The following is a 26659-nucleotide window of genomic DNA, read 5'->3' on the forward strand; positions in this document are numbered from 1 at the left end:
AGCCGCTCTCAATGCCGACTGCGACGGACAAGCTGGCTTGCAGGAATTAGCGGGTAATGCAACTTTACTCTATTACATGACCGAAGAAGGTGCCGAGGGCAAGCAAGCCTTTCTAGAGAAACGCCAGCCCAATTTCCGTCAATATCCTTGGTTGCCATAGATTCTGTGGGTAAAGTTTTTAGATACAGTTCAGCTATGATAATTGATTAAATTATTACAATTAATCCGAGCGATAGTTGATGCGCTTAGTTATCTTTAGATAAATTATAGAAATATTTTTATGGAACAGAATACTCCTGAGTCCTTTGGTAGATTTGTTGGCACTGTTGAAACTAAATGGCTTAGTGATGGACGAAGGATGCAATTGTTGCAATCTTTTACTTATATCGATTCAAAAGAAGTAGAATGGGTGGCACCTGTTGATTCAATAATTGATGGGGCATCAATTCCACAGTTACTTTGGTCTATTATTGGGTCACCATTTACAGGGAAGTATCGAGATGCTTCTATTATTCATGATGTTGCTTGTGACCAAAAGCTTCGTCCTTCGGCAGAAGTTCATGAAGCTTTCCATAATGCAATGCGAGCATCTGACGTTGATATCATCCAAGCACTTGTAATGTATGGGGCGGTGTATCACTTCGGGCCGAGCTGGCCTGTTAAAATTACCGAACTAGTTCCCGAATCAAGAGTAGAAGTTAGGTTTAGTGAAATTCAGTCTAGATTTGTTGCACTAGGAAGCCAAGTTTCTATGAATAAAGAAGCTACGAATCTAATGCCTAATGACCAGCACGATAATCCATATTCTTGTGTATCTTTTGATATAACTCCTCCTGAAAAAAATCTTCAGGAATCGGATTTTACACAACTTATGTTAGATATTCAGGAGAAGAAGCTTTCACTAGATGATATTCGTAATTATCATCCCAATCACTTATAAATAAAAAACAAAAATGTTGACGATCGAGAATTAGCTTAAACTTTCGCTCGATATCGCGGCACTTAAATTCAACCCAAAGTCATTTTCGGTATCGATTGGGTTTTGAATAATGGGACTGATAAGAATGCTAAGATAAATAATATAAACAATCTTTGTCGCCGCAGCGTAACCTGGATATTTTAAAATTAGCAGTATAACTTTAAAATATCCACCCATTCATAAATTATAAAAAGCTAATTACTTAGTTGGGGTTGGGGTTGTCGATCGGATTCTTTGTAATCTTAGTTCTTGCTCGGCAACTTGTTTTTTAAGTAATTCTAGTTGAGTTAGAGTAGTTTGTCTTTGCGATTCGAGTAATTGGGTTTCCGATTTCAATTTTGCCATCCGCGCGTTATGATCGTCGGTGCGCCCTGGCTGAAAGGTAATCCCTAAATAAATAGTCGTATTTCTACCATCGATCGTATTTAGAGCCGCACCTAAATTTAGGCCAAAGTCGTTTTCGGTGTTAACCGGATTTTGAATGACTGGACTGAGGGGAATGCTAGGATAAATAATACTTTGGCTATTGCTTTGCCCATTTTGACTATTGGTATTTTGAGGATTAGCTTGGATGACTGAGTTCTGAAATCCGCCAGTATCGGTAACAGTTGAAGTGGAATTAGTCGTAGTCTGTGCTTGGCTGATATCGGCTCTAACCAGTAATCCACAGATCAGTAATGTAGCTGTTGATAAATATTTAACAATCATAGTAGGCTCGATCGAGGTGTTTAGTGAATGGATACATCCAATCTTAACTTACCCATTACTTACCAAGATGAGCTATATGTCTCGAACGATCTCAGGGTAATGGGTACTCAATTAATCCCATTACCCCATTGCTTTTACCCCAAAATTCGATCGAGGCGCGGTACTGCTAATTGATGTTGGTGTAAGAGTAACACAGACTGAATCAAGTCGGGGCCGTGAACTTCGCCTGTGAGGGCAGCACGGAGGCTTTGCATCACCAGACCTTTTTTGACGTTTTGCTCTTTTGTGACCTGTTTGATTAGCTCTTGGACTTCGCTCTCGACCAATTCGGGCTTGGCTTTGATGGCTGTTGCGAGACTAGTTAGCACTTCTTTGGCACCTGGCTGAGTGACTTTGGCGGTGGCTTCTTCATTGAGCGTGACGGTATCGGTGAAAAATGTCCGACTAATTTCGACGCATTCATCCAACCGGGCGAGACTGGCACCAATTAAGCTGGTAAGCTGGAGCAACCACGATCGATCTGTTACGGGATCGAATTTAAACCCTGCGGCTTGCCAATAGGGAATTAATTCGGGTAATAATTGCTCGGCGGTCATAGCGTGGATATACTGGCTGTTAATCCAGTTGAGTTTATCCCAATCAAATTTACCCCCAGCTTTGTTGACTCGATCGAAATCAAATTGTTGAGCTGCTACATCGAGGGTAAATAACTCTTCGGCATCGGGAGACGACCAACCTAACAGCGTCATATAATTGACTAATGCTGGAGCGACATAGCCCATTTTCTTAAAATCGTCGATCGAAGTTACGCCATCGCGTTTAGAAAGTTTCTTGCCTTCAGCACTCAAGATTAGGGGTGTATGGGCAAATTCGGGCACCTTCACGCCTAAGCCTTCATACAACAAGATTTGTTTGGCAGTATTGGCAATATGATCCTCACCCCGAATGACGTGGGTAATTTTCATGTCGATATCATCGACGACTACGGCTAAATTATAGAGCGGTTGTCCGAGTTCGTGTTCGTCAGCGGCGCGAGAAATTACCATATCTCCACCCAAGTCGATACCTTTCCAGGTGACAGTATCGCGAACTAAATCTATCCAGCTAATTTCGCGATCGTCTTCTATCTTAAATCTAATTACCGGGCGACGACCTTCAGCGATAAATGCAGCTTCTTGCTCTAGGGTAAGATGGCGGTGGCGGTTATCGTAGCGCGGTGCTTGATGGTTGGCTTCCTGAGCGGCGCGCAACTCGTCGAGTTCTGCGGGAGTAGTGTAGCAGCGATAAGCACTACCGTTATCTAATAAAGCCTGAATCGACTGACGATATAAATCTAGGCGTTGAGATTGGAATAATGGCCCTTCATCCCAATTTAAGCCCAACCACTGCATCCCATCGAGGATATTTTGGGTGTATTCAGGTTTAGAACGTTCGGTGTCGGTATCTTCGACGCGCAGGATAAATGTCCCGCCGTAGCGGTGCGCGAATAACCAATTAAAGACGGCGGTACGAGCAGTACCAATATGTAAGTTACCAGTTGGGCTAGGAGCGATGCGAACTCTGACTGTCACGGCTAATTATCTTGATCGGTACATCTTTGATTGTAAATGGTTCTGTTTGCGGAGGGCAAAACAAAAACAGACATCCCAAATACCAGGATGTCTTACTTTTGCAACTGTTTTCAGTTGGTCTGTAGTTAGTGAGTATTACTCAACGATCGAAATGCGCTCATAAACGCTCGTCTGCGTAACTTCTCCTGTGGATAATCGATTTAGCGGAAACCTACAGCAGCTTGCCAAACAAAGGCTAAAGCTAAGAATAATACTGGGATGATTGGCAGAACATCTACTAATGGATCGAAGATGGCGTATGCTTCTGGCAATTTGGCAATTAGGAGTGCTGCGTCCATATTTTGTTAATCCTTGTTTCCAACACGGTTATTAAAGTTACCAAATATTTTACCATGTGTGGGGTCGAGGAGAGTAGGACGATCGGTAACTAGATGGGGCTGCGATTCTCGCGTCCAGCAGAGGCTGTGCCAACGATCGGCAAACGACAACCCGATCGAGTAAGATAAGCATTAAATCGGTGGATCGATCGTCAGGCTTGGCATAAATTCAAGCGCGACGATCGATGTGCGATCGTAAAAATGGTCATAAAATTGATGCACTTAGTCACTTAAATGAACGAGTGATGTTACCTTTGCTAAGTCAATTATTGATGAGCGTATTGTAAATCGCCAGCCACAGTCGGAATCGCGAACGGGTGGGGTTCGTCTTCTCCCATGACGACCAGTTGTTGGCAGGGTATTTTATCAGATAAAATAGAACTAGCCATCATGCCAGTATGAATTTCTAAATAGCCATAGCTAGGCGATTCAAAGATTAATCGCTGTCCGGGAAATACCACCCGCTCGAAGTACCAATTGTGAACGTTGGTAATGCGGGCAACTTGGATCTGGCTGGTGTTATTTACATAGCAGCAACAAATCTCTTCATTAGCATTGTCTTGCGGTAACGGGTCGAGAATGTGAGACATAATTATCTATTTCACCTGGTGTCCAGAGAAAGATCGACTCTTTTACGGTATCACCCCTATTTAGAGAGAAGCTGTAAAGTTTACTACTTTTCGTACTTGCTGGGGATCGCCCACATAGCCTACAGGTAAGAATACCCACAACTGCCGTGCCAATCTTCATTAAGCGGCTACCTTTCCACTTAATTTTTGTGTAAAGTTATATTAAAGGCATTAATAAATTTACCAACAGCAAGACAGGATTACGATTTTTGGCAGCAAGCACAGCAACCGCCTCAATCGCCATCTGCACCCTATAAAAACACCATATAGCTCGAACTACATCCAAACCCCTACTTCTTACTCCCAAAAATATGACCGCCAAAATTCTTTACTGTCGCCTTCCTTGTAATCCTATTTTCCCGATCGGGGTGGTATATTTATCAGACCACGTTCACAAACAGTTTCCGGCTGTCGAGCAAAGAATATTTGACATGGGAACGGTACCGCCATTAGATTATGGTAAAGCACTCGATACCGCGATCGACCAATTTCAGCCCGACTTATTGGTGTACTCGTGGCGAGATATCCAAATCTACGCGCCAGTAGGCGGACGCGGGGGAAATCCGCTCCAGAACTCTTTTGAGGTATTCTACGATCGCAACCCACTTAAAAAGCTGCGCGGTGCAATGGGTGGTGCGCGAATGCTCGCCAGTCACTATACCGAACTGTGGCGGAATATGTCTCTAATTAAGCGCGGATTCAAACGAGCGAAGCAATATAACCCTACAACTCGATTAGTCGTCGGAGGGGGGGCTGTGAGCGTCTTCTACGAGCAGCTATCTAAGAGTTTACCAAAAGGCGCGATCGTGTCGATCGGCGAGGGTGAAGCCTTATTAGAGAAGTTAATTAAAGCTGAAGATCTCACCCACGAACGCTGCTATATTGTTGGCGAAGCACCTCGGAAAGGATTAGTCCACGAACCACCAGCTCCGATCGAAAAGACGGCATGTAATTATAATTATATCGAGACAATTTGGCCGGAATTTAGCTATTACCTCCAAGACCGCGATTTTTATGTTGGGGTGCAGACAAAACGCGGTTGTCCCCATAACTGTTGTTACTGTGTTTATACCGTAATTGAAGGCAAACAGGTACGAATTAATCCAGCCGATGAAGTCGTTGCTGAAATGCGTCAACTGTACGATCGCGGGATTCGGAATTTCTGGTTTACAGACGCTCAATTTATTCCCGCCCGACGGTATATAGATGATGCGATCGAGCTATTACAAAAGATCGTCGATAGTGGGATGGAGGATATTAAATGGGCGGCTTATATTCGCGCCGATAATGTCACGCCCGAACTGTGTGAATTGATGGTTAAAACAGGGATGAATTATTTTGAGATCGGCATTACTAGCGGTTCTCAGGAATTAGTCCGGAAGATGCGGATGGGCTATAATCTTCGTACTGTCTTACAAAACTGTCGCGATCTCAAGGCGGCAGGATTTGAAGATATGGTATCGATTAATTACTCATTTAACGTCATCGATGAAACCCATAAAACAATCCGCCAAACTATCGCCTATCATCGCGAAATGGAGAAGATTTTTGGGGCGGATAAAGTCGAACCAGCAATCTTCTTTATTGGCTTACAGCCACACACTCATCTAGAAGAATATGCCTTTAAAAATGATATAATTAAGCCCGGTTATAACCCCATGAGTCACATGCCTTGGGTTGCCAAAAAACTACTCTGGAATCCCGAACCACTAGGCTCATTTTTCGGTGAAGTTTGTCTCCAAGCCTTCCGCGACAACCCTAATGATTTCGGACGAGAAGTGATGAATATTCTCGAAGCAAGATTGGGTAAATCAGACTTAGAAGAAGCATTAACCGCACCTGTGGAGGTAAAGCAGCTAGCTAAGGTTTAGATTATGCTTAGAGAAACCATTCAACCACTAATCATCGATCGAAACTGTAATTGAGATCGATGCAGTTAGGGTCGAAACACAACCCAAATCAGTAGCCCGATCCACGATAGCACTATAATGAGCAGAGCAACCGCACATCCAGGTTTGCCGCGTGTTTCTGCATCTATATACGCCCAAAATATAGTCCAAATGTATGAAATCCACAGTGCGATCTTGAATGGATCGGGTGAACCCAACATTATCGTACTGACAAATCCCAGGAGCAATAAAATTCCTTGTCCTACCCAAAACTTACTCATCTGAGGGTAGTTATTAAAATAGCCAGAAGATGCAATAGTTCCACAGTTTGGACAGTTTCTCTGCTCGGCATCAAATCCTTGACGACACTTAGCACAAATTGGCATACTTTTGTTGAATTAAGGCGATGATATTTTAGATACAAACTATGATGCCGCAATTCCCGACATTTGCAGCACGTAGCTGGCACGACAAGAACCCAATTTTTGGGATCGATTAGGATTGTAGTAAAGTTGATGAGAATTCGGACGAAAACATGCGATCGATGTCAACTTCCATCTGAGATTTTATATCGAATTCGAGTAGATAAATCTGGTGATTGGCAATTTGCTTGCGATAAATGCTGGCAACTGCTCGATCGCGACAATCCCGATTATGTTTATGGCGGTACTTGGAAAGCACGCAAGCGATAGAACTTATCAGCTCGATATTGAGAGGGTGTCTGAAAAGCGTAGATCTAAATCCCCCTAAATCCCCCTTTTCAAGGGGGACTTTAAAGCCCCCTTAAAAAGGGGGTTGGGGGATTTGGATCTATAAACGAAGCCCAGCCGACTTGTGTATACACGGTAGCTTAAAAATGGGGATTTAGATCTACGATCGAAGCCAATAAGACTTTTCAGACACCCTCTGAGATGTTAGGGAGATGGGGAGAAAGGGACGCTTGCGTCTAAATTCACTATTCACTATTCACTATTCCCGATCGTTTGCCTGTAGCCATAATTCTAAACTAACCAGCAACCATAGTTTCACGCCGTATCTACCCCAGACATCGCCGCGAAAACTTAACCATTCTTTAATAAGATGGCGATCGATATATGGTGCGATTAGCGCGCGCCGATTGAGTAATATTTTACTTGCTTGGCGTTGCCAATATTTACGAAATCCAAGCTGTACTGGCACCATCATGCCACTTTTAGGTCGATCGATAATTGTTGCTGGTAATAGATCTGCGACTGCTTGTTTTAATACGGCTTTTTCCTTAACGCCAGAAAGTTTATATTCGGGGGGAATCGTCATACTCAGATCGACAATCCGCCGATCGAATAATGGCGATCGACCTTGCAATCCGGCTGCTTGCGTGAGATTATTGACTTTAGTGAGAATTTGGTCGGCACCTTTATATTTAATATTTAGTGCCATCAACCGATTGAGAAAACTCAGCTCTGAATTTAAATCTGCTTCAAAAATCCACGGTTGTTGGAGTTGCTGTAAAACTTCTGGCTTGAGCAATTGGGGCAAATCTGCGGCACATTTTTGAAACGAGATTAAATAAGCTTGTAAGGGGTCGTAATTAGTACCCCCACTATACAAACTATCGATGAGCATCGGCTGATTTTTAGGCCCACCAAAACACGGATCGCCACCTTCCCCATTGAGCGTAATCGAGACATCATTACGAGCCAATCTACCGATTAATAAATTGGGAACCGTCAGCGGATCGCCGATCGGATCGTCTAAATATGCCATCGTTGCTGGCAACTTATCCCACATATCTTGAAAGCTAATTTCTAAGATGTGATGGTTAGTCTGACAGTGGTTGGCAACGAGACTAGAAAACTCTAATTCGTTGGCACATTCCGCACCAAAGTGAATTGAATAAGTATGGATGGGCGCATCGTGGAGCTGTGCGGCTAAAGCGGTGATGCAACTAGAATCTAAACCACCCGATAAAAATACCCCAACTGGTTCTTGCTTGGGTAAATATTCCCGCATCACTAGTTCTAATTGCGATCGCAACTTATCGCCATGCCACTCTAGCGACTCCAAATCGATTACCCGCTCTTGTAACTGCCAGTAAGGTACGATTTGCCCTCCAGGCAATTTGAGGATGGTTCCTGGGCGAATTTCCTTCACATCCTGCCACATCGTCCGCTCTCCAGGCACGAACGAACAAGTCAGATAATCGCGCAGGGCGATCGGATCGAGCTGATTCGATCGATAGGGATTTAAACTGCTAAGTTGAGGCGCAATCCACCAAGTTTTGCCCGTGGTGTGATAAACCGTACTCGCGCCGATAGGATCGCGGACGATCGCAATTTGCTCTAGTTCTAAATCGCACACTACCAGCCCAAACATCCCCTGGAGCAGATTTGGGGCATCAAAGTGCCATTTATCCCAGCATCTAGCGAGGAGTTCGATATCTGAGAGATCTCGCACGAGATCCAATTTTGCTAGTAATTCCTGGCGGTTACTCAACCACACATCCCCCACCAGCATAAATCTACCACTAGGACTCAGTGCCCAGCAGCCATTTATAGCTTGATGAATGCCAAAATTATCTCGACACCATGCCGATTTAATTTCGAGTTGTTCGAGCCAAGTAGGCGGTTTACAGTGGACGAGATCGGACGGAATTGGATGAGGAAGCCATGATGTCATCCCGCCTGTTTCGCCCCAGGAAACCAACCAGCGAAGGGAAGGTAATGCGGCTGGTTGCTTCTTATTCTGTCCGAATATCATTTAACTCCTTATAAGGTATATTCCACCTCATTCTTTAACCTGGATATACTTGGTTTGCGGGGGGAGTAAATTACCTCAATTTTTTCACCTTCAATTGGGATCGAAACATGACGTTGTAAGACACTCGTGCGAGAATATGTTCTACCAGTATTTGAATCGGCGAATTCATAGGTAACAACAGTTTCCATATCCGCTCGATCGTCGCGAACCTCAGTAACAGTTGCTAAAATTAACCGTCCTTCCCGACGTAGTAGTCGCTTATGATAGTTACCCTTCAAGAACAACCACGCAGTAAAAGCAAATCCAGCGCAGATTAGTAAGATAATAATCAGATTTCCGAGTAGCATATCAATACATAGATGTTCTCGATCGTCATTATTCCGTCAGCCTCATCCAGCCTTGATTCTATTTCTCAAAATTATTTGTGGAGGGGCAATCCACAAATTTCGATCGACTTATATTGGCACTATGCCTAAAGCCCTAATTCCCGATACCGAGCTTGTAAATCTTTAATAGTAAATACCGTCTCAAAGTGTAACCCCTGACTGGCATAAAACTCAGCTCCACCCTGTTCGCGATCGACCAAAGTTAGCACTCGATCGACAGTATAACCCGCAGCGCGGAGTCTTTCTACCGCCTTCATTGCCGATTGTCCGGTCGTTACCACATCTTCCAGTACCACTACCTTCGCACCTGGTTCGAGCGTAGCACCCTCAATATAAGCCTGGGTACCGTGCCCTTTAGCTTCCTTGCGAATAATTAAAGCCGGAATAGATTTACCTTCATAGACAGATACCACACTCACCGAAGACACGATCGGATCTGCACCGAGAGTTAAACCTGCAACCGCATCCGTATCGGCTGGAAGCATAGCCAGTAACAGCCGTGCGGTAGCGACAGCTCCTTCGGGGTGGAGCGTAACTTGCTTGCCATTGATGTAATAAGTACTTTTTTGACCCGAAGAAAGGGTAAAATCGCCCTCCTTATAAGCCAACCGACAAAGTAAATCTAGTAAATGTTGGCGCAAAATAGTTAGATCGATCGTCGGATAGGGAATATTGCCAACAGGTGAGTGCATAATTTAGATAGTAGAGATGCTTGGATATTAAATCTTATCCCAGTCCCGATCGCATATCTCGATTTGGCACATCTGAAGCTATGCTTCCACATAGCCGCTACTAAAAAAAGATCGAATGTTCCCGATCTTGCCACCACCCAGTTGAATAACGTAAACAAGTGATATAGAGGTTTAACCATGATGAAATTAAAAACGATCTGTTGTCTGGCATTAACAGTAGCTGCGGCTGGCTGTTTGGCACCCCAAGCCAAAGCAGATTCAATTGCCGATGAAATGAGCCGTGCGATGTTTAACGAATCGGGCGATTTCTTTCGCAATACCGGGATCGATCGTCAAGCTACACTATTACTCGGCTTGAGCTATCCCGATCTAGAAGCTGTCGGCGATGCTCGTTCGGTAAATAGAGTTTATCAAGAAGGGATTCGTCAACGCACTAGCGAGCCAATTCGCACTGCCGATTTACCCAATCCTTTTAACAGTTCGATCCTAACTAACCCCCGCCAACCTGGTCTTAAAAATTAGTAAAAAGCGGGGAGCGGGGAGTTCGGAGATGGGAGATTTTGGATTTTGGATTAAAAATCCATCCACGATCCCAGTCCCCCGTTCCCCCGCTCCGATCTCCGAACTCCCATCTCCCATCTACCTCAAGATGCTGGTCTTCAGCTATGATAGGGATTGATGTCAATTCACCTGGAGATACCGGATCGATGCTCACCCTAAAAATCGTAGTAAATATTGTAGTTGCAGTATTTCTACTCGTATTTATCTTTGGATTCCTTTCTAACGACCCTTCCCGGAACCCAAACAACCGCGATCTGTCTGAATAATATAGTTCAGATCGATTGTTAAAGCATGAAGAATCACAGCGTGGGGAAAAAGTCAGATCGGCAGGTAGCTTGGCGAACCTGGAAAGTCGCTCGGTATTTACTATTAATATTGGTCTACTATTCGATCGACATTTCTCTACGTCCGGCGCACGCTGCACCCATCCCCAGCCCGGTAAATATCGCCGCAGACCGTCGATCGGCACCCTTGACGTACAAAATCGTCCAAACCGATCCGCAAGCACCGCCCACGACGAATATTAACGCACCTAACGGCACGATCGAACTCAATGCCGAGCAGCAAGAATTTAATAATGAGACCCAGATAATTACAGCTAACGGCAAGGTAGTGGTACGCTTCAATAGAGCTTTACTGCAAGCCGATCGCTTGCGCGTCAATCTCAAAACCAAAATCGCCGTCGCCGAAGGTAATGTTTCGCTAATTCGGGGCAAGCAGATTTTGTATGGGACGCAATTTGAGTATAACTTTGAAGACGATCGCGGGAGTATCCTTGAAGCGCGGGGAGATATTTATCAGCCGACATTAGTTAGCGATCTAAATTTAGTTCAAAGAGCGCGAACTAATGTCCCCGCAGGCGATCTGCCATCTGTCGAACCGCTGTTGAGCGAACGATTGCTCAACGACCAACCAGTTACCAATATTCAGAGTACCAGCTCGACGGGCGTAGTTGTCGGCGACGAGCGCAATATCGACTATCAACCCACGCTCAAACCCAGCGGTAAGATTAGTCGCCTCCGGTTCCAGGCGGATAAAGTAGATTTTCTCGGCGAGCAGGTGACGGCGGAAAAAGTCAGAATTACTAACGATCCGTTTTCACCGCCAGAATTACAAGTTAAAGCCGACAGAGCGCAGTTTAAAACGCTCAATAGTGAAGAAGATGAGATCGTTACCAGCAATCCCCGCATTACGATCGAAAATAACTTCGATATCCCCATCCCTCAAAGTCGCTTATTAATTAATAAATTAGGTAAAAGCCCCAATCCGTTTAATATTGGTTTTGACGGTCAAGAACGCGGGGGTGTATATGTTGAAAATAGCTTTTACCCCGTATTTGATTCGAGATTTAGAGTCACGATTACACCTCAATATTTCATCCAGAAAGCAGTTACAAATTTGAATTTTTTTGATGGTTCTGTCTTTGGTGTCAAAACAAATCTCGAAGGAAATCTCAGCCCCGATACCACCGTGCTGGCTTCGGCATCGATCGCCGGATTGAGTTTTAACCAACTCGGTAATAACTTTCGTGGTAAAGCTACCGTCAGACAAAATCTCAATTTAGTCAGCGTCCCCCATTCGCTCACAGGCGAAGCTGTGTATCGCGATCGAATTTTTAATGGTTCGCTGGGTTTTCAAGATGTCCAATCGAGTATCGGCGGCGTATTAACTTCATCGGTAATTCCGATCGGCAATACAGGTGTCAATTTTGATTATCAAGTCGGCGCACAAGCAATTACCGCTAATACCGATCGCCAGAATCTAATTTCTGCCAATAAATCGATCGATCTTACCACCCTCAGTCGCTATCAAGCCTCAGCAAATCTTACTAAAAGTTTTCGACTTTGGGAAGGTAAAAGTTTACCGCCCGGTGAAAAAGAAACTTATAATTATAGTCCCGTTCCTGTCGTCCCGTATATCCAGCTCAACACTGGAATTCGCAGCACATTTACTAGTTATAGTAATGGTGATAGTCAACCGATCGTCGGCTATAATGTTGGCCTTCAAGGACAGTTTGGTAACTTCTCCAAACAAAGCTTTGATTATACCGGATTTAATATTAACTACTTCCAACAGTTTCGCGGCAAAGAATCGCCATTTCTATTCGATCGCATCGTCGATAATCGAATTATATCTGCCGGGATAAATCAACAAATTAGCGGCCCATTTCGAGTGGGAATTCAATCTTCACTCAATCTAGATTCCGGTCAACAAATTAGTACCGATTATTATTTAGAATATAGTCGCCGTACTTATAATTTTGTGATCCGCTACAATCCAGTCCTCAGCATCGGTTCGATCGGTTTTAGACTCAATGATTTTAATTGGGATGGAATTACGCCGCAGTTTTAGGAGAGCGGGGAGTAAGAAGTAAGGAGTATTTTGGATTAAAAATCTATGCTCCTTTGTCCCCCAGTCCCCCAGTCCCCCAGTCTCCCAGTCCCCCCATCTCTATGAATCCTCGTCAATTAGTATTATTCGCACTTAAAGATATCGAGACTGGTAGCTTTGTAGATATCGTTACCGATCGATTGTTGGCTAAATTTGAATTATCGGCGATCGATCGCAATTTATTTACCGAATTAGTCAATGGCATCGTTCGGCGCAAACGCACCTTAGATGCAATAATCGATCGATTAGCCAGCCAACCTGCACATCGTCAACCGCCGAACTTACGCCAATTATTACGGCTGGGATTGTATCAACTGCGCTACCTCGATCGCATCCCCGATTCTGCGGCTGTCAATACGACTGTAGACTTAGCTAAAGCTAACGATTTAGCTGGTTTAGCTGGCGTAGCCAATGGAATTTTGCGTCAATATATTCGCCTGCAAAATGAGGGCGCAGAGGTACTAAATTTACCAGAAGACCAGATTGCAAGGCTGGGTGTTTTGTACAGCTTTCCTGACTGGTTAATCGAGCAGTGGATCGCTGAATTGGGTGCAGAGGAAACCGAACTATTATGCCAAGCTTTCAATCGATCGCCGAAGATCGATGTGCGGGTAAATAGCCTCAAAATTGAGGTAGATTTGCCATCGACAACACCACAACTAGTAAAACTGCAACAGCAACGCGATAAATTAATCGAGATTTTTCAGACTGCTGGCATCGAGTCGATCCCGATTCCATATCTATCTCAAGGATTGAGATTTGTCGAAAATGTCGGGGCGATTAGTCAACTCCCTGGCTATCAGGATGGGTGGTGGACGATTCAAGATAGTAGTGCCCAACTTGTCACCCAAATTCTCGATCCGCAGCCAGGTGAAGTAATTATTGATGCTTGTGCGGCACCGGGTGGTAAGACAACACATATTGCCGAATTAATGGGTAATACCGGACGAGTTTTAGCGATCGATAAAACAGCTTCGCGACTGAAAAAAATGCAGCAAAATTTAGTCAGATTGCAACTCGATAGCGTGGAGATTTTAACTGGCGATAGTTGTGGTTTGAGCGAATTAATTAATACCGCCGATCGGGTATTATTAGATGCACCTTGTTCGGGATTGGGTACCCTCCACCGTCGTGCTGATGCCAGATGGCAAAAAACACCCGCCCAAATTTACGATTTAGCTCAATTACAAGCCAAGTTACTGGCGAATACTGCCACTTGGGTAAAACCGGGCGGCGTGCTGGTATATGCTACTTGTACCGTATGTGCGATCGAAAATGAGGATGTGATTTTACCGTTTTTAAAAACTCATCCAGACTGGCAGATCGAACCACCACCTATCGATTCGCCATTGGCTGAATTAGCTAGCGATGCTGGCTGGATTAAAGTTTGGCCGCATCGCCTAGAAATGGATGGATTTTTTATCGTCAAACTCCGCCGCAGTTGAGTAAAATCGCCTAGCAGACTTAATTAATTAAGATGATAATAGTCGATCGCTGGGGTGTAGTAATGTGAAAATTGCGATTTTAGCTGGGCAATTAGTTGGTTATTGGGGTGATGAAGATCGATCGAGCATTCTTGCTAGTTTACTCTCTGCGCCGATCCAGCCGCTCGGTGCGACACCTGTAGGAATTTCGGCATCGGGGTTGGCATTAGACTGTTGGGTGCGCTTGCAGGATACAGATTTAGTGCTGGGGCGAGAACCATTCGGACGCACGCCTTTATACTGGATGGAGCGAGATGGCACGATTTGGTTTGCTTCGCATTTACAGTTATTGTTACCGCTCGCCTCCCCCTCAGCAATCGATTTAGGCGGGTTTTATGGCTATAGTTGCTTTTCTTACGTACCGACACCTTTAACCCCCGTGCGGGGGATTCAGGCGGTACCTGCGGGGACGGAATTACGTTGGGTGTCGGGGGATTTAGATCGCACTAATCCAGTTACCATCGGCGCAACCGCTCCAGCGCAATGGCAGCAGGCACGGGAACAGATAACCGATGAAACGGTTGCTGTCAAACAACTGCAAGAGTTATTGCAAGCTGCTATCCACCGTCAAATTGAGGATTTACCAGATGCACCCGTGGGCGTGTTGTTATCGGGCGGATTGGATTCTTCGATCGCGGCGGCGTTATTAGTTCAAAATGGGGTTAAAGTTCGGGCTTATACGCTCGATTTTGGGGATGCGGGAATTTCGGAGTATCCCTACGCCGAGCAGGTAGCTCACCATCTCCAGATTCCACTGGTAAAAGTGCCTGTAAACCCTAAATTAGTCAGGAAATCGATCGATGCTACCAGTCGCGCTTTAGACTTACCCTATGGGGATGGCGTGACGGTGCCTTTATATTTACTCTGTCAAGCTGCTAGCCAGGATGTAGCAGTAATTTTTAATGGGGAAGGTGGCGATCAATTATTTGCGGGATGGACGAATAAACCGCTGATTGCGGCGAGTATTTATGGGGGAAGTACCGATTTTATTCAGCCCTATCTTCAGACTTTTCATCGGCTCTACGGTTACGAGCGTCAGTCATTTCAACCACACATCCTCGCACAAATTCAGGATCTCGATCCTGCCGATTGGATTAGTGATGCTCTAGATTCTACCCTGACACCCGAATTACTCCACCGCTTGCGCCGAGCGTCGTTAATGCTTAAAGGTGCCCAAAATATTCACCCGCGTGCGACTAATTTGGCGCGGTGGCATGGTTTGAAGGTGCGATCGATTTTTTGCGATTTACCCCTAGCCGAGTGGACTTTTGGCGTAGCTGGCACGCTCCAGCTTCAGGGTGCCTGCGAAAAATATATCCTCAAACGGGCAGTCGCAGATCTATTACCGTCAGAAATTGTCTGGCGAACGAAACGCGGTATGGGCGTACCGCTGACGGCATGGCTATTTCAGGAATTGTGGAGAGATTTGGGCACTTGGTTGAATCCTCAAGTTTTAGCACAGGCGGGATACTGGCAAGCAGATATCGCGACTCAATTAGTCAGAGGTAAATTTAGCGGCTCGATTCAAGGTCGGCGGATTGGTGAGATTTTGTGGTTAATTATGATGTGGGAGCGATGGCGCATTAATATATTGACAGAACCGACTAATTTAAGCTGGAATCATCCATTTTGGTTGCCACAACCAGTCTGGAGTAAAATTCAGGCTTATTTCGATCGCGATTGAAATCGCTAACCTTTGGTAGACTCACATCTTGCACCATTACATAACCTAAGTTGCTACCTAAGAACGCCTACGATTAAAATCGTGGCTAGTGTTGCAAAGTCCGCCTACGCGGACTAACATTTCAGTCCGCGTAGGCGGACTTTGCAACATGAGCAGCGGTTTCTAACCGCTGAGGTTTTAGGTGGCAACTAGGGTTACATAAAGACTAAGCTGTTAGTCATTTAATTTACTTGTCTTCGCCCCGCTCTCTTGAAAAGGTGCTTTACTTGGGGAAACCCCAAGAACGCACTTTTCGCTCCCCGCTCCCCGCTTTCAAGAAATCTAGTATGTGGTTTAAATGTTCGACAGCTTAGTCAAAGCAAAGATCTTAGGGTACCCACTTCGTACCCTCGATCGACAAACCTTAGATCGCGTCAGGATCGATGCCTAGTGCTTGCAGCCTAGCGCGTAATCGATCGTTTTCCTGCTCGGCAATCTCGGCGCGTTGACTCTCCCGCTCCGCTCGTTGACTCTCTTGCTGGGCGCGTTGACTCTCTCTATCGGCTCTTTCCGTACCTGTCGGGAGTAAATTGCCCTGACTATCCCACCAGCGCAGCCAAGGGAAAAAAGTATTTTGATAATTCCCTTCCCAGATGCCCAATTCTATCCCCAAGGGCGGAATTCCGTAATGTCCCCGCTCGTTGGGAACGAGTAAATGATAACGCCCTTCCAGCAGATGATAAACTGCTAGACTGGCTCGATTTGGCTCATAAATACCGTAGAAAGGTACGCGAATTGCTTGCTCGTACACCCAGAACTTACCCACGTAGGGCGTGTTATCTCGTTCCTCTTGCCCGTTACCGGAGACAAATTCCAAGACGATTAGGGGGGAAACAATTTCTTGCCAGAGGACGTAAGAACGGCGCAGTTGACCATCTAAAGTGGGTGGTACGTTGGGAACGTAAAACCAATCGGGGGCTTCTGCACCCCGCTCTGGTGGCTCGGTTAACCGCCAGTAAATACCGGAATCTTGCCCGATCGCGTATTGTCCGTCGGGGTGGATTTGTTGTAGAGTCGATCCGATCGAGTCCGTCAGTAAAATACTTTGGGGATGTTCTTGAAAGTTTTTCACAAACGTACCGTCAGATTCGGGTAGCTGAGTATGGTCTGGTAAAGTAATGGGGGCTGCCGATACATTCGTCATAGTTACGCCACATTAACGATCGGATTTAGCTACGATCTAGTAAATTTATTCTATCTTATCCACTGGGAAGTTGTCATTAAAAATTGTCTAAATCGATCGCGACTACTCCACTACCTAGTCAACCCCGAAGATCGATCGAGATCGAGCCACTCTTGCTTAATAATTCGCATTTTATTTGCTTCTATCCACCTGCCTCTTTTGCAGAATGCGTGAGGAATATAGCCGACAAATCTCATCCCAGCCTTTTCCAACACCCGCTTGCTACTTTTATTCCAGAGTACATAACTTGCTTCGATTTGAACGGCATCTAATCGATCGAAGCCAAATGATATTATCGCGATTACCGATTCAGTCATATAACCTTTGCCTTGGTAAGCAGGATGCGTCCAAAATCCCAGATTCCAAATTCCTTCCCGCTTGTTTCGATTGATACCGATCCGTCCTAATAGATTATCTGAATCACGATCGGCGATCGTAAAACTATAGAGTTTGCCCTCCTGCCAAGCTAGCAAATTCTCTTGCAATGGCTCGTACAAATCTTCGAGCTGGATGGGTGCTTCTGAATCCATTCCAGCATGAAATCCTGGTGAAGTTGTAGCTTCAAAGATCGCGGGCAAATCCTCGATCGCAGAACGGCGCAATCGACACCTAACTGTCTCAATCGTGAAATCTAGTGAAATAGCTGGTTCGAGCATTATTTAATCTTGCTATTTGGCTGCGGTGGTTTTTGCGTTGCTACATCCCCGGCTTCTGGGAGAAGAATTTGGGTTTTTATTCCGATCGAAATTGTCACCAGAAATCAGTCCGATTTCCGCTGGTAGCAGTCGAAATATGGCGATCTAGATTGGTGTCGATCGCCATATTCCTTGGTTCTAGACAATAAAAGTGAAGAATTGTTATCCAGAGATCGCTTTGTGTGCGCCAAACACACATGCTGCTGTACCGATCGCGATCCGAAGAATTGACGTAAATTTGCCAAGCCTGCCCTCGATCGCATTGCCATTTTTGTCCCGCGATACACCATTGCGGAGTTCGTATATACCGGAGCCTGCCAGTGCGATCCCAATAATTAATGAAAGCAGCCCAAGGATGAGAGGGTTCTCGTTGAGCCACTTATTAATTGGACTATTCGCACCGCTTTGTACTAGTAATATTATTGTGTTCATCTGGCAAAGAATTGGTATAAATTCAGTCTAAATAACCTAGAGACTAGTCGATCGGATTTGAAACTATTTGTAATAAGAGCAATCCTTACCATGAAACTAAGGAGATTCCAAAAAAATAATCATCCCAGCCTTACTTACCCGATCTTACGATTGGTAGATGCATTGTAAGCTAGACTGGTTGTTACATCCAATTTTTGACAAAATACTTCGTAGCGAGCGTGATTCCATTCTCCCAAACTACTGCTAAAGAATTACTAAATATCTACGGTTCGCCCCTGTATGTTTATCAGCTCGATCGATTGTTAGAGACGATCGATCTGATTACCAATTCTATTCCCTATCCCCAGACAAAATTTCAATTTGCTAGCGTTACTAATGGTAATGTCGCCCTGCTGAAAGTTTTTAAAAATAAAGGCTGGGGGATTCATGCCAACACGCCAGGAGATATTCATTTGGCTCTGGCGGCTGGTTTTATGCCAGATCGGATCGTCTACAGCGGCAGCAATCTCGATCGGGTGGAGATGCGCCAAATGTTAACATGGGGCATCGATGCGATTAATTTGGATAGCTTGAGTCAACTGGAGACATTAATCGATGTTTATAGTCGAGACGAATACCCAAAACCTAAATTGGGATTGCGCTTGAACTTTCCACCGCTGACGGGAGCGAGTCGAATTGGCGTACATCCCGATGAATTCGATCGAGCCAATGAGATCGCCCGTAGAGCTGGTTTAACGATCGCGGGATTGCATTTCTATCGCGGTACAGGAACGAATGCGACACAGGCGTTTGTAGATGCCATTGAGACGATTTTATCCTTAGCGGCACGGTTGCGCGATTTGGCTTATTTAGATTTTGGCGGGGGTTTTGGCTACCCCTACCATCATGAAAAAGTGGCGTTTGACTGGGGAGAATTCGGGCGCATATTAAGCGATAAATTAGCACGATGCGATCGACCGATCGCGCTGACAATCGAACCCGGACGTGCGGCGATCGCCGGATCTGCGGTACTATTAGCGCGGGTAGTGGCGACTAAATGGCAAGGCGAAAAACAAATGATTGGTGTCGATACTACCGTGGCAAATCTATCGGTACCATCGGTACATGGGGGCTATCGTGAAATAATTAGCTGGCAAAATAGCGACGAGTTATTTACTACCGATGTTTGTGGAAATACTACCTATTCGCGCGATTATTTAGGTAGAAATTGCCAGCTTCCCCGCTTAAATATCGACGATATTATTGCCATCCAAGATGTGGGAGCTTATGGATATGCCATGTCTTCGCATTTTCTCCACCGCCCGCGCCCAGCCGAAGTATTATTAGCTAAAGATAGTCATCGACTCATCAGAGGGCGAGAAGATTATCGGGTGTTATTAAATAATCAAATCTTTGAGGAGGATCGATCGTGAAATGTATTAACTGCTCTACCGATAATAATCTCAAAGATCGGACTGACAATATGGGTAGGTGTAAAAGTTGCAACCATCCATTTGCCTTCGAGCCGACGGCAATGCCGACTAATATGAAATTAACCGATCCTTTATTTGCTAAATTAATCGTCGATATCTCAGCAAACAATACCCTATTTTTCACACCCAGACAACTTTATTATCTATTAGATAAACGCTTGCGATCGCGTTTTATTAGAGCTAGCTTTGCGGCTAACCCAATTCCAGCAATCGGCTGTAGCTCTGTTCCCATCATCTTCGCCTGCTTTTGGGCGAGCGGTTTTTTCAAGCTTTCGCCTAATTTCGTCGCACCAATTATCGTGAGTTTCGCTGCGACTTGGATCGTGTGGCTGGTATCGCAAAATGCACTGTCTAACCAACTCAATCGACGTACCCGCCAGACGAATATTACCGCCCTCAAAGTTTTGGCTGGAATTTTATTATTAGTTGGTTTACCTGTCAGTATTATTATTAAAACACCAATCGGGATTATTTTCTCGATCGGCTTAGGAATTGCGGCGGCGTGGTTGAGCTGGGATTGCAAACGCCAGCAGAGTCAAATCTTCGATAAATTCTTAATCGAGCAAGCTCAATTTAATGAGTGGTTCGATCGATGGACGAGTATCAATAACCAGCCTGTGAAAATCTTACCATCATCGCAGACTAATAATGTACCCACCGATCCAAATCCTGAAGTTACTGCTTATAGTTTCGATCGCGTGGTAATATGCGATCGACAAACGATCGCGCAACTATTAATTAGTAATAACTTCCACTTTGAAAATAGCTGTGCGATTCTCACGATCGATGGTTATCCACAGAGTATTTTTACCACCACAATGGAAATGCTGCACCGCAACCCAGATCTCAAAGTGTATGCGCTGCATAATTGCTCGCCGAATGGAATTAAATTAGTACGGCGATTGAGAGCAGCAGATTGGTTTCCTGATTCAGCAATCCCCATTATCGATGTCGGTATTCTCCCCCGTCAAATTATGGATAATACCGATGTGATGACTCCTCAATCTAGCTCATCCGCTCAAACAGCTCAACAACTCGATCCAGATTTGCGAGCCAGTCTCAACCCCGATGAATTAACTTGGTTAGATGCAGGCTGCTATTTGGAATTAGAATCTTTCCCGCCTCAAAAACTAATTCAGATTTTACAACGCGCGATTAATGAAAGTAGGGAATTAGCAGTAGTTGAAGGCGGCGATATGGTAATTATCGATAGTAGCCCTGGTTTTTATACTGCCGAAAGTTTCGGTTAGAATTTAGGCGAGTACTAATTATGAAATGTATTAACTGCAATACCGACAACAAACTCAAAGATCGAACCGATAATCTCGGTAGGTGTAAGAATTGCAGACATGAATTTGTTTTTGAGCCAGCAATAATTGTTGGTAAACCAAAAGTAACAGATGCTTTATTTGCCAAATTAATTACCGATATATCTGTCAATGGCACACTGTTTTTTACACCTAGCCAGCTTTACTATTTATTAAATAAACGATTGCAATCTTATACAGTAAAGAGAGATGGAGCTGTAGAATTCATGTTCGTACTGCTGATATTTGTTAGTTTAGTAGCAAGTATAGATGAAGGCAGTATTGCTGGAACTATTATTACCACATTTTTAGGAATCGGCGCGGGTTCTATTTATTTAAGTAAACAAATAATCAAAAAGAAACAAGATAAGATTTCGATCGATCGAGTACAATTCGATCGGTGGCTAGCCAGATGGAATAGTATTAACAATCCACCCGAAAAGATTTTATCCACACCACAAAATTATAGTTTACCTACCGTACTAAATCCTGAAGTTACCGCTTATAGTTTCGATCGCGTGGTAATATGCGATAAACCTGAAATTGCTCAACTATTAATTAGTAATAACTTCCACTTTGAAAATAACTGCGCTATTCTATCGATCGATGGTTATCCGCAGCATATTTTTACCACCACGATGGAGATGCTGCGCCGCAATCTCGAATTAGAAGTTTACGCACTCCACGATTGCTCTCCGACAGGTATTCAGCTTGTGTCTCGCCTCCGTCAAGATGAAAATTGGTTTCCCAATCTAGCAATCCCGATAATCGATGTGGGGATATTACCGCGCCAGATTATTGACAATCTCAAACTCCTCACACTTCAATCTGATGCATCCGCCGCATTAGCTCGACAATTACCCGCCGATATCCGCAGTATTTTCAACCCCAAAGAATTAGAATGGTTGGATGCAGGTTGCTATCTAGAATTAGAATTTTTCTCGCCGCAAAAGTTGATTCGGATTTTACAACGCGCGATTAGTGAAAGTCGGGAGTTAGCAGTAATTGAGGACGACGATATAGTAGCAGAAGATCGGACTTATTATCCAGTCGATAGTTTTGGTTAGATATAATTATGTCATCATTTATCGGTCATAGTTTTGCAGGTTTGACGGTATATTTGACAACTACAGAATTAGATGTAAATCGTCAAGAGCGATTGTCGATTAGATCGAACTTACCGTGGCTGATATGGTTGCTAACGATCGCATCTATACCAGATATCGATTATTTAATTCCTGCCTTAATTTTACAACCCGATCGACACCGAATTCGGACGACGCATTCATTAATTGGGGTGTTAATTTTCCCACTTATTACCATTTTAATACTATGGTTATCGGGACAACGCGGCAAAACTTTTAAACTGCGGAGTTTGCAAGCAATTTTAGCTGGCTTGTCGCATCTAATCCTAGATTTATCTACCGGAGTTTTCCCGTTACCATTATTATATCCAAATTTAGAAGTTTTTAGACTGCCATTTGGGATTTTGCCCAGTGCGGGTAAAATTCAACTTACTAATTATCTATTTTATCGCAATCTATCGATCGAACTAGGTGTATTAATCCCCTTGTCGATTAGTTTATTACTAGCAATCCGCGATATGACACTATTCGGCAAACATAAGTTTTTTATCGCGGCTGGACTATTAGTTTCAGCTTGCTTTATGATTTGGGCATCTACTCTCAGTCGTTAAATTCGGATTAATGCGTCGATTGCCATTGTTCTTGTGATAATCGATAGAGAACGTGTTCGCGCAGAATGTGTCCGACTGGAACGATCGGATGCTCGAATGTTTTGGCATCTAACTTCATCCCCAATCTTTCCATGACGGCGCGAGAGCGGCGATTGATTGTTGCGGTAAAAGAGACAATTTCTGGTAAATTTAGTCGATCGAATCCCACTTTTAATCCGGCTTGAGCCGCCTCGGTTGCATAACCTTTGCCCCAATATTCACAAGCCAATCGCCACCCAATTTCGACACACGGAGAGCAGGGTAAATCGTAAGTGGGAATGTGTAAACCGACGTAGCCGATGAATTGTTTATCTGCCTTTAATTCTACAGCCCACAAGCCCCAACCGCGATCGCCGATTAATCCTTCAACTCGATCGACCATTGCATCGCTAGCTGTTCGATCGAGTATATTCGGGTAAAATTCCATCACGCGCGGATCGGCACAAAGTCGAGCAAAAGGCTCTCGATCTGACGCGCTCCATTGGCGCAACAGCAGTCGCTCTGTCTCAAATTCAATTAATGCTGTCATAAGGGGAGTTAGGAGATGGGAGCGGGGAGCGGGGAGACTGGGAGACGGGGGGACTAGGAGACTGGGAGACTGGGATACTGGGGAGATTAAAACTCCAATCACTATTCACTATTCACTATCCCCTATTCCCTAATTCTCAATCGATACCTTCAATCGGGGCAAAACCCTGACGTTGGATATTTTCAGTCACCGTGCGCGGATCGAGAAATTGGAGCAGATAATCAGGGCCGCCCGCTTTGGAGCCGACACCAGATAGTTTGTAGCCGCCAAAGGGTTGCCGTGCGACGATCGCGCCTGTAATGGTGCGATTGATATATAGGTTGCCAACTTCAAATTCTACCTTGGCCCGATCGATATGTGAAGGCGTGCGCGAGTAGAGTCCGCCTGTGAGGGCAAAGTTGGTGTTGTTGGCGATTTCGATCGCGCGATCGAAGTTCTCAGCCTTCATTACCGATAATACGGGGCCGAAAATCTCCTCCTGAGCGAGGGGAGATTGCGGATCGACATCGGTGAAGATAACTGGCCCGATGAAATAGCCTGTGTCGGGGCTAGGCAGCTCTAGAGCGAGCGTGGCGATGGTTTTACCCCGATCGATCGTTTCGCGAATTCGCTGCTGGGCAGCGGCATCGATGACGGGGCCGACTTTGGTACTGGGATCGATCGGATTGCCCACATTTAGCGATTTTGTCGCTGCTACTAGTCGCTCGATAAATGGTGCGTAAATGGAGGCGAGTACTACCACGCGGGAGCAGGCGGAGCATTTTTGACCGCTATAACCAAAGGCAGAATCGACAACGCCTTGGACGGCTAAATCTAAATCGGCACTTTCATCGACGACGATCGCATTTTTGCCACCCATCTCGGCAATGACGCGCTTGAGGTGTTTTTGTCCGGGTTGGAGAATGGCTGCGCTGGCGTAAATTTCGCACCCGACTTCTTGAGAGCCAGTAAAGACGATCGCCTGTACTTGAGGGTGTTTGACGAGGTGGGCACCGACGGTGGAGCCGCTACCGGGAACGAATTGGAATACGCCTTTAGGGATGCCTGCATCGACTAATATTTCGGCTAATTTGGCGGCAATTACTGAGGTAACGGCGGCGGGTTTGAGTAAGACGCAATTGCCTGTAACTAGGGCTGCTACTGCCATGCCTGTCGGAATTGCCAGGGGAAAATTCCAGGGCGAAATTACTAGCACGATGCCTTTGGGGCGATATAAATAGCGATCGGTTTCACCTGCTACATCGTAGACGATTTCGCGATCGAGTCGTTCCATTTCTGCGGCATAATACCGACAAAAATCGGCGGCTTCGGAGACTTCGACATCAGCTTGCGGTAGGGGTTTTCCGGCTTCAAATACCATCCAGGCATTGAGTTCGTGACGGCGGGCTTCGAGTAAGTCGGCGGCACGGCGCAGAATGGCGGCGCGGTTGGCGACGGGGGTGTTTTTCCAGGTTTTAAAAGCGGCTTGAGCGGCAGAAATCGCACTTTCGGCACCGTCGATCGTAATTTGCCCGATCGATCCGACGATTTCGGTCGGATGAGCCGGGTTTACAGATTGAATCGTGGCGGTTGTTTGCACCCATTCGCCGTTAATTAGCGGTTGATAGGTTTGTCCCAACTTCGATTTTACTGAATTTAGTGCCGCAGTTGCCGCCGATCGAGAACGCTCGATCGCGTAATCTGTATCCGCAGCGGGATCGATCCGGGTTACTAATGGTGTCGAGGCAGGCATGGGCATCGGTAGCACCTCATTCCCATCTGCGTCGCCTTCGCCCCAAACTGGAGCCGCCAACAGTCCTTCTAGCGGTTGCCCCGACAAGCTTTGACGGAGGAAGGATGTATTGGCGGTATTTTCTAATAGTCGCCGAATCAGGTACGCCATCCCTGGAATTAGAGCACCATAGGGACAATACACCCGGACGCGATGCCCCTGCTGGGCTAGGGCGATCGCCAAATTATCCGCCATCCCATATAAAACTTGAAATTCGATCTGTTGCGGGGGAATATTCAAAGCTTGCGAGATGGCGATCGCATGTGCCTGAGATCGGATATTATGGCTACCGATCGCGGCATGTAAATACTCGTGATTTGCGAGTAATAATTCGGTCATCCGCTCGAAATTGGCATCCGTTGAAGATTTGTGGTTATAAACTGGTGTCGCCCAATGATTTTGGCGCGCGACGATCGTTTCCCGATCCCAATAAGCCCCTTTAATCAGCCGGAGCGTAATCGGGTTGCCCCGTTTTTTCGCCCACGAGATTAACTCTTGCAAATCCTGGTAGCTATCGCGGAGATAGGCTTGCAAAGTAATCCCAATATCGGTGCGATCGCGAAATTCTGGTTCCAGCAGCAGCGATTTAAGCACCTCTAACGTCGCGTTTTTATAACGATACTGTTCCATGTCAAAATGTACCGCCGCCCCCACTTCCTGCGCCTTTTGGAGCAAGATACGCAGCCGATCGCCGACACGCGCCTGAGAACCTTTAACATCGAGCGGATCGAATTGGGAATAAAACGCTGTTAATTTAACCGAAACCTGCACGGGAGATAGATCGGAGGTAGATCCCCAATTCCGCGCGGCGGTAGTAAGTTGCCCGATTAACTCCAAATACCGATCGAGATAAGATTGAGCTTCAGTTTCGGTAATTACCGCTTCGCCCAAAACATCGATCGTAAACGTCATCGACTGGCTGCGAAGTCGATCGATACTTTTAAGCATCTGCTGGAGATTTTCGCCTGCGATGTATTTACGCGCTAGGGTTTCGACAGCCGCAGTCATCGTTGTCGCCGCCACATGTCCGGGGAGCGAATCGGGCGCGGTAAAATTCAGGAGATCTTTAAGAGTCTGGGGCAATTCTACCGCCGCATCACTTAAATACTCCTGAAGGTGACGGGCAATTTGCGCCTTAGTCGTCAGCGATGGCAAACAATCGATCGCCCGAAATAATTGTACCCGCAAACTAGGGTTTTCCATCGTCCACCCCAGCAGCATGTCATCCCACTTGAGCCGATCTTTGAGTTTGGCAAAGATAGATCGCTTTTCGGTAGTGGCGGCTAATAACTGACTGGCAATAGCTTGAGTTTGCACCTCAATATTCGGATCGCTAATCGGTTCGGAACTGGAGCGAGCGGGATTGACGATCGTCATATTGTTGCTATGTGGGGAATGGGGTTGCC

The 26659-nt window shown here is 45.4% G+C and carries 25 protein-coding genes and 1 pseudogene; 13 read left to right on the forward strand and 13 right to left on the reverse strand.

The window, feature by feature from the left end:
- A pseudogene (locus RMO79_RS20850) lies at positions 1-160 on the forward strand (1,4-dihydroxy-2-naphthoyl-CoA synthase); the annotation flags it as partial.
- A 120-nt stretch (positions 161-280) separates the two neighbouring features.
- Positions 281-940, forward strand: coding sequence for a DUF1353 domain-containing protein (locus tag RMO79_RS20855; RefSeq protein ID WP_310485188.1), 660 nt, complete (start codon positions 281-283; stop codon positions 938-940).
- 237 nt (positions 941-1177) lie between these two features.
- On the opposite strand, the gene RMO79_RS20860 is transcribed toward RMO79_RS20855, so the two are convergent.
- The 4 genes from RMO79_RS20860 to RMO79_RS20875 all read right to left on the reverse strand — a co-directional run bounded on the left by RMO79_RS20860 (position 1178) and on the right by RMO79_RS20875 (position 4225).
- Complete coding sequence (locus RMO79_RS20860; RefSeq protein ID WP_310485189.1) at positions 1178-1687, reverse strand: hypothetical protein; 510 nt, start codon at positions 1685-1687, stop codon at positions 1178-1180.
- A 134-nt stretch (positions 1688-1821) separates the two neighbouring features.
- Positions 1822-3258: a glutamate--tRNA ligase gene (gene gltX / locus RMO79_RS20865; protein WP_310485190.1), complete on the reverse strand. Its 1437-nt coding sequence runs from the start codon at positions 3256-3258 to the stop codon at positions 1822-1824.
- Between the two features lie 200 nt (positions 3259-3458).
- The gene (locus RMO79_RS20870; protein WP_295615014.1) at positions 3459-3596 is read right to left on the reverse strand and encodes a photosystem II reaction center protein K; all 138 of its coding nucleotides are present in this window, start codon (positions 3594-3596) and stop codon (positions 3459-3461) included.
- Between the two features lie 305 nt (positions 3597-3901).
- On the reverse strand, positions 3902-4225 hold the full coding sequence (locus tag RMO79_RS20875) for a DUF1830 domain-containing protein (RefSeq protein ID WP_310485191.1): 324 nt from the start codon (positions 4223-4225) through the stop codon (positions 3902-3904).
- A 350-nt stretch (positions 4226-4575) separates the two neighbouring features.
- Between RMO79_RS20875 and RMO79_RS20880 the strand changes: the two genes are divergently transcribed.
- Positions 4576-6135 carry a photosystem II high light acclimation radical SAM protein gene (locus tag RMO79_RS20880; RefSeq protein WP_310485192.1) on the forward strand — a complete coding sequence of 520 codons (1560 nt, stop codon included), beginning with the start codon at positions 4576-4578 and terminating at the stop codon, positions 6133-6135.
- Positions 6136-6200: 65 nt separating this feature from the next.
- Here the strand turns inward: RMO79_RS20880 and RMO79_RS20885 are convergent, their stop codons facing one another.
- Positions 6201-6539: a hypothetical protein gene (locus RMO79_RS20885; protein ID WP_310485193.1), complete on the reverse strand. Its 339-nt coding sequence runs from the start codon at positions 6537-6539 to the stop codon at positions 6201-6203.
- A gap of 129 nt (positions 6540-6668) precedes the next feature.
- On the opposite strand from RMO79_RS20885, the gene RMO79_RS20890 reads away from it, so the two are divergent.
- Complete coding sequence (locus tag RMO79_RS20890) at positions 6669-6845, forward strand: hypothetical protein (RefSeq protein ID WP_310485194.1); 177 nt, start codon at positions 6669-6671, stop codon at positions 6843-6845.
- Between the two features lie 277 nt (positions 6846-7122).
- Here the strand turns inward: RMO79_RS20890 and RMO79_RS20895 are convergent, their stop codons facing one another.
- The 3 genes from RMO79_RS20895 to pyrE all read right to left on the reverse strand — a co-directional run bounded on the left by RMO79_RS20895 (position 7123) and on the right by pyrE (position 9970).
- Positions 7123-8892, reverse strand: coding sequence for an asparagine synthetase B family protein (locus RMO79_RS20895; RefSeq protein WP_310485195.1), 1770 nt, complete (start codon positions 8890-8892; stop codon positions 7123-7125).
- Positions 8893-8900: 8 nt separating this feature from the next.
- Positions 8901-9239: a DUF3592 domain-containing protein gene (locus tag RMO79_RS20900; RefSeq protein ID WP_310485196.1), complete on the reverse strand. Its 339-nt coding sequence runs from the start codon at positions 9237-9239 to the stop codon at positions 8901-8903.
- A 125-nt stretch (positions 9240-9364) separates the two neighbouring features.
- Positions 9365-9970 (reverse strand): orotate phosphoribosyltransferase, encoded by a 606-nt coding sequence (pyrE, locus tag RMO79_RS20905; RefSeq protein WP_310485197.1) that lies wholly within the window; start codon positions 9968-9970, stop codon positions 9365-9367.
- Between the two features lie 177 nt (positions 9971-10147).
- On the opposite strand from pyrE, the gene RMO79_RS20910 reads away from it, so the two are divergent.
- The 5 genes from RMO79_RS20910 (at position 10148) to RMO79_RS20930 (ending at position 16090) form a co-directional block, all read left to right on the forward strand.
- Entirely contained in the window at positions 10148-10492 is a 345-nt protein-coding gene (locus RMO79_RS20910) for a hypothetical protein (RefSeq protein WP_310485198.1), read from the forward strand.
- Positions 10493-10677: 185 nt separating this feature from the next.
- Positions 10678-10797, forward strand: a complete 120-nt coding sequence (locus RMO79_RS20915; protein ID WP_310485210.1) for a photosystem II reaction center protein I — start codon at positions 10678-10680, stop codon at positions 10795-10797.
- A 25-nt stretch (positions 10798-10822) separates the two neighbouring features.
- The gene (locus tag RMO79_RS20920) at positions 10823-12883 is read left to right on the forward strand and encodes a DUF3769 domain-containing protein (RefSeq protein WP_310485199.1); all 2061 of its coding nucleotides are present in this window, start codon (positions 10823-10825) and stop codon (positions 12881-12883) included.
- A gap of 101 nt (positions 12884-12984) precedes the next feature.
- Entirely contained in the window at positions 12985-14367 is a 1383-nt protein-coding gene (locus RMO79_RS20925) for a 16S rRNA (cytosine(967)-C(5))-methyltransferase (RefSeq protein WP_310485200.1), read from the forward strand.
- Positions 14368-14431: 64 nt separating this feature from the next.
- The gene (locus RMO79_RS20930; RefSeq protein WP_310485201.1) at positions 14432-16090 is read left to right on the forward strand and encodes an asparagine synthetase B family protein; all 1659 of its coding nucleotides are present in this window, start codon (positions 14432-14434) and stop codon (positions 16088-16090) included.
- A gap of 403 nt (positions 16091-16493) precedes the next feature.
- Here RMO79_RS20930 and RMO79_RS20935 read toward each other — a convergent pair whose 3' ends face one another.
- The 3 genes from RMO79_RS20935 to RMO79_RS20945 all read right to left on the reverse strand — a co-directional run bounded on the left by RMO79_RS20935 (position 16494) and on the right by RMO79_RS20945 (position 18439).
- Positions 16494-17273 (reverse strand): Uma2 family endonuclease, encoded by a 780-nt coding sequence (locus RMO79_RS20935; protein WP_310485202.1) that lies wholly within the window; start codon positions 17271-17273, stop codon positions 16494-16496.
- A 110-nt stretch (positions 17274-17383) separates the two neighbouring features.
- Positions 17384-17968, reverse strand: a complete 585-nt coding sequence (locus RMO79_RS20940) for a GNAT family protein (protein ID WP_310485203.1) — start codon at positions 17966-17968, stop codon at positions 17384-17386.
- 201 nt (positions 17969-18169) lie between these two features.
- Positions 18170-18439, reverse strand: a complete 270-nt coding sequence (locus RMO79_RS20945; protein ID WP_310485204.1) for a hypothetical protein — start codon at positions 18437-18439, stop codon at positions 18170-18172.
- A gap of 194 nt (positions 18440-18633) precedes the next feature.
- Between RMO79_RS20945 and RMO79_RS20950 the strand changes: the two genes are divergently transcribed.
- Genes RMO79_RS20950 through RMO79_RS20965 form a run of 4 tightly spaced genes read left to right on the forward strand, consistent with a single transcriptional unit; the run spans position 18634 to position 22914 of the window.
- On the forward strand, positions 18634-19851 hold the full coding sequence (locus tag RMO79_RS20950; RefSeq protein WP_310485205.1) for a decarboxylase: 1218 nt from the start codon (positions 18634-18636) through the stop codon (positions 19849-19851).
- Entirely contained in the window at positions 19848-21161 is a 1314-nt protein-coding gene (locus tag RMO79_RS20955) for a hypothetical protein (RefSeq protein ID WP_310485206.1), read from the forward strand. Before RMO79_RS20950 ends, RMO79_RS20955 begins: the two co-directional genes overlap by 4 nt.
- A gap of 20 nt (positions 21162-21181) precedes the next feature.
- Complete coding sequence (locus RMO79_RS20960) at positions 21182-22285, forward strand: hypothetical protein (RefSeq protein ID WP_310485207.1); 1104 nt, start codon at positions 21182-21184, stop codon at positions 22283-22285.
- Between the two features lie 8 nt (positions 22286-22293).
- A complete protein-coding gene (locus RMO79_RS20965) occupies positions 22294-22914 on the forward strand; it encodes a metal-dependent hydrolase (protein ID WP_310485208.1) in 621 nt (206 codons plus the stop codon).
- Between the two features lie 7 nt (positions 22915-22921).
- Here the strand turns inward: RMO79_RS20965 and RMO79_RS20970 are convergent, their stop codons facing one another.
- Together RMO79_RS20970 and pruA are read right to left on the reverse strand one after the other, a co-directional pair.
- Entirely contained in the window at positions 22922-23482 is a 561-nt protein-coding gene (locus RMO79_RS20970; RefSeq protein WP_310485209.1) for a GNAT family N-acetyltransferase, read from the reverse strand.
- A 136-nt stretch (positions 23483-23618) separates the two neighbouring features.
- Positions 23619-26630 (reverse strand): L-glutamate gamma-semialdehyde dehydrogenase, encoded by a 3012-nt coding sequence (gene pruA, locus RMO79_RS20975; protein ID WP_310485211.1) that lies wholly within the window; start codon positions 26628-26630, stop codon positions 23619-23621.
- Between the last annotated feature and the right edge of the window lie 29 nt (positions 26631-26659).

It is taken from the genome of Chamaesiphon sp. VAR_48_metabat_403 (assembly GCF_031422475.1).
GTDB lineage: Bacteria > Cyanobacteriota > Cyanobacteriia > Cyanobacteriales > Chamaesiphonaceae > Chamaesiphon.

Bases quoted from the DNA above. Each gene is read 5' to 3' on its own strand.
- RMO79_RS20855 (WP_310485188.1), top strand. From the start codon at position 281: ATGGAACAGAATACTCCTGAGTCCTTTGGTAGATTTGTTGGCACTGTT.
- RMO79_RS20860 (WP_310485189.1), bottom strand. From the start codon at position 1,687: ATGATTGTTAAATATTTATCAACAGCTACATTACTGATCTGTGGATTA.
- RMO79_RS20870 (WP_295615014.1), bottom strand. From the start codon at position 3,596: ATGGACGCAGCACTCCTAATTGCCAAATTGCCAGAAGCATACGCCATC.
- RMO79_RS20875 (WP_310485191.1), bottom strand. From the start codon at position 4,225: ATGTCTCACATTCTCGACCCGTTACCGCAAGACAATGCTAATGAAGAG.
- RMO79_RS20880 (WP_310485192.1), top strand. From the start codon at position 4,576: ATGACCGCCAAAATTCTTTACTGTCGCCTTCCTTGTAATCCTATTTTC.
- RMO79_RS20885 (WP_310485193.1), bottom strand. From the start codon at position 6,539: ATGCCAATTTGTGCTAAGTGTCGTCAAGGATTTGATGCCGAGCAGAGA.
- RMO79_RS20890 (WP_310485194.1), top strand. From the start codon at position 6,669: ATGAGAATTCGGACGAAAACATGCGATCGATGTCAACTTCCATCTGAG.
- RMO79_RS20895 (WP_310485195.1), bottom strand. From the start codon at position 8,892: ATGATATTCGGACAGAATAAGAAGCAACCAGCCGCATTACCTTCCCTT.
- RMO79_RS20900 (WP_310485196.1), bottom strand. From the start codon at position 9,239: ATGCTACTCGGAAATCTGATTATTATCTTACTAATCTGCGCTGGATTT.
- pyrE (WP_310485197.1), bottom strand. From the start codon at position 9,970: ATGCACTCACCTGTTGGCAATATTCCCTATCCGACGATCGATCTAACT.
- RMO79_RS20910 (WP_310485198.1), top strand. From the start codon at position 10,148: ATGATGAAATTAAAAACGATCTGTTGTCTGGCATTAACAGTAGCTGCG.
- RMO79_RS20915 (WP_310485210.1), top strand. From the start codon at position 10,678: ATGCTCACCCTAAAAATCGTAGTAAATATTGTAGTTGCAGTATTTCTA.
- RMO79_RS20920 (WP_310485199.1), top strand. From the start codon at position 10,823: ATGAAGAATCACAGCGTGGGGAAAAAGTCAGATCGGCAGGTAGCTTGG.
- RMO79_RS20925 (WP_310485200.1), top strand. From the start codon at position 12,985: ATGAATCCTCGTCAATTAGTATTATTCGCACTTAAAGATATCGAGACT.
- RMO79_RS20935 (WP_310485202.1), bottom strand. From the start codon at position 17,273: ATGACGAATGTATCGGCAGCCCCCATTACTTTACCAGACCATACTCAG.
- RMO79_RS20940 (WP_310485203.1), bottom strand. From the start codon at position 17,968: ATGCTCGAACCAGCTATTTCACTAGATTTCACGATTGAGACAGTTAGG.
- RMO79_RS20945 (WP_310485204.1), bottom strand. From the start codon at position 18,439: ATGAACACAATAATATTACTAGTACAAAGCGGTGCGAATAGTCCAATT.
- RMO79_RS20960 (WP_310485207.1), top strand. From the start codon at position 21,182: ATGAAATGTATTAACTGCAATACCGACAACAAACTCAAAGATCGAACC.
- RMO79_RS20965 (WP_310485208.1), top strand. From the start codon at position 22,294: ATGTCATCATTTATCGGTCATAGTTTTGCAGGTTTGACGGTATATTTG.
- RMO79_RS20970 (WP_310485209.1), bottom strand. From the start codon at position 23,482: ATGACAGCATTAATTGAATTTGAGACAGAGCGACTGCTGTTGCGCCAA.
- pruA (WP_310485211.1), bottom strand. From the start codon at position 26,630: ATGACGATCGTCAATCCCGCTCGCTCCAGTTCCGAACCGATTAGCGAT.